Origin of the sequence: Aeromonas sp. LsrichE-8G (assembly GCF_022869435.1) — a bacterium.
In the GTDB taxonomy this organism is placed as follows: Bacteria; Pseudomonadota; Gammaproteobacteria; order Enterobacterales; family Aeromonadaceae; genus Aeromonas; species Aeromonas caviae.
Genome location: NZ_JALIHH010000311.1, coordinates 2,061 through 4,465, shown reverse-complemented (window position 1 = coordinate 4,465; position 2,405 = coordinate 2,061). Strand labels below are relative to the sequence as shown.

The window sequence follows — 2,405 nt, the reverse complement described above, 5'->3', positions numbered from 1 at the left end:
TGCTGCGAGCCGAAACCAGCCGTAAGGCAAGCTTGCGGAAGAAGCAGCAATTTGCGGGCATGAGCAGCCCATATCTGGAAAAGGTACTGGATGCTGGGTTAGCTGAACTGGCATCAATTTAACAATATGTTCACGCTCTCGCCCTGCATGTCACCCCCATCTACACTTTTAACGTCTTCACCAATGTTCTATGAACGTTGGACAAGCTGACTCAATATCAGCCTTAGAAATACCGATCCCTTCCACCTGACGCTCCAGCATTATTTCCCTCTCGAACGTGGCAATGGTCCAGATCATGGTCAGCATCAGCTTGCCCGTGGGGGTAGCTGTTGCCGATGCCCAGAATCTTGATCTGTAATGTTACCCCCTTAGCGTCCAGCAGGTCTGTGATCTCCAGCAGGTACCGAGCGTTCCGAGCCAACGGACCGTTAGAACAAGCTGGCTTCCATGTGTTCTATCGAGCAGGAGAGTTCGGGTTCAGGCGGATGGCAGGAGTGACCCGAATACAATCATGGTGTCGTGGCTGCCGGGCCAAGCATCGATACCGACTAGATCCCGTCCGAACCTGCTGACTAAAAAGGAGCCTGATTGTGGGCTCCTTTGAGATAACGATTAGGCTAGGATAGCCACTGCAGGAAACAGCAAGAGCAAATGGAACAATAACAGTATTGGGGTGGGGTAGCCCTTCACCTTGCTAAGATCCCCTTTTACATCAACTGGTAGAGTGTCACTGTTGCGATAACAGGGCAGCAGGAGAATCAGGGCCAAACCGACATAGATCATAACCGACCCAGGTATGCTCAACCAGTCATACCGAGACATCAGCCAATCGAATATTTCAGGTGGATGCCTCGCCAAACCATCGCGTTTGAACCGGATAAACCATCCTATCATAAGGCCAACAGTAGTGATGCCAACGCCTCCCACAGCCAAGGTCCATGACTTCTTTTGAGCCATTCCCATTGCCCTCAGTCGTTTTTCAAGACCGATAAAGCAGATCAACGCCCAATGGAAGGAGCCGAAGGCAGCGACTAGCAGCATAGTCGGGAGACCAGGTATAAGGTGCGACCTCAGACCCAGCATCCCCAACCCGAAGTAGAACAGGATGACTGCCACAGCAGTCAACCACAGTCCCCAGAGGTGGGCCCTCAGCATACCTGATAGATATGTGTTATAGCTGCAGATACCGCCTCGCAGATAGGGGCTGTTGTTGATCTCGTCTGGTCTGAACTGCAACTCTCCCTTTAGGGATTGTTTTAGCCAGTGCCGATAGTTTGCCCACTTGCCCACCAGTTGTGCGGACGCTGTTTCCCGCTGCTTGAAGAACCGTGATGGCTCTTGCTTTATTTTATCTGGTTCCATGTTGTTTTCCTTGTTGTCACATCCGTTCAATCGCCCGATGGCCCACGCAAGATCCGCTGCACGCTAGAGAGGCTGATGCCCATTCGACGTGCAATCTCGGCCTTGGCTATCCCTCGTTCGGCGAGAACCAACACCTCTTCCCCTTTGGCCATAGCGGTCGGCTTGCGGCCCTTGTAGACCCCTCGCTGTTTTGCCATAGCAATCCCTTCTGCTTGACGCTCCAACATCAGTTCCCGCTCAAACGTGGCGATAGCACCGATCATGGTCAGCATCAGTTTTCCGGTCGGTGTCGAGGTATCGATACCCAGATTCAAAATCCGCAGAGCAACCCGCTTAGCGTGCAGGTACTCCGAGATCTCCAAGAGGTGGCGGGTGTTGCGAGCCAAACGATCCAGCTTGGTCACCTGCATATTCCGGCCGATCATGAACACCGATTCCGGTTCAACGTGAACACCATTTCCGGACCAATGTGAACGCTCATTCCGGCTCAACCTGAACACTTTGCCCCTCCTTTCCGGAAACAGTGTTCAACATCCCGGAATCACTGTTCACATTCACCAGAATCATCCTTAACGCATTGATTTAACAACCTTTGATACGCTCTCCCTTTTGCCAGGGAAGAGCCTATGTCTGCCAAGAGGATTGCAATGCGTAAAATTCGTGAAGTGCTGCGACTGCGGCTGGAAGCTGACCTCTCTGTTCGCCAAATCAGTATCTGTACCAAGGTCAGTGTCGGCTCCATCCAGAAACTCCTCAAAAGTGCCCAGGCGCTCGGCCTTAGCTGGCCCCTGCCCACCGAGTTTGATGATGGCCGACTGGCTGCCCTGTTTTATCCGCAGGCCGATACCACCATATCGGCCTGCCATGTCGTGCCGGATTGGCCCTCTGTCCATCAGGAGCTCAAGCGCAAGGGGGTCTCCAAACAGCTGCTCTGGGAGGAGTACACCCAGCGCTATCCCAATAGCTGTTACAGCTACTCCCAGTTCTGCGACCGTTACAAGTCCTGGTGTCAGTTGCAAAAGCGCTCCATGCGCCAGATCCAT

General features: G+C 53.0%; 3 protein-coding genes and 2 pseudogenes. 2 read left to right on the top strand and 3 right to left on the bottom strand.

Going from position 1 to position 2,405, the window contains the following annotated elements; genetic code table 11:
* Positions 1–122 (top strand): annotated as a pseudogene (locus MUW49_RS21815) (ISAs1 family transposase); the annotation flags it as partial.
* 55 nt (positions 123–177) lie between these two features.
* On the opposite strand, the gene MUW49_RS22190 reads toward MUW49_RS21815, so the two are convergent.
* The 3 genes from MUW49_RS22190 to MUW49_RS21805 form a co-directional block, all read right to left on the bottom strand.
* Positions 178–297 carry a hypothetical protein gene (locus MUW49_RS22190; protein WP_348521192.1) on the bottom strand — a complete coding sequence of 40 codons (120 nt, stop codon included), beginning with the start codon at positions 295–297 and terminating at the stop codon, positions 178–180.
* Between the two features lie 315 nt (positions 298–612).
* The gene (locus tag MUW49_RS21810; protein ID WP_244813257.1) at positions 613–1,362 is read right to left on the bottom strand and encodes a hypothetical protein; all 750 of its coding nucleotides are present in this window, start codon (positions 1,360–1,362) and stop codon (positions 613–615) included.
* 26 nt (positions 1,363–1,388) lie between these two features.
* Complete coding sequence (locus MUW49_RS21805; RefSeq protein ID WP_244813256.1) at positions 1,389–1,862, bottom strand: recombinase family protein; 474 nt, start codon at positions 1,860–1,862, stop codon at positions 1,389–1,391.
* A gap of 126 nt (positions 1,863–1,988) precedes the next feature.
* Between MUW49_RS21805 and MUW49_RS21800 the strand changes: the two are divergent.
* Positions 1,989–2,405 (top strand): annotated as a pseudogene (locus MUW49_RS21800) (IS21 family transposase); the annotation flags it as partial.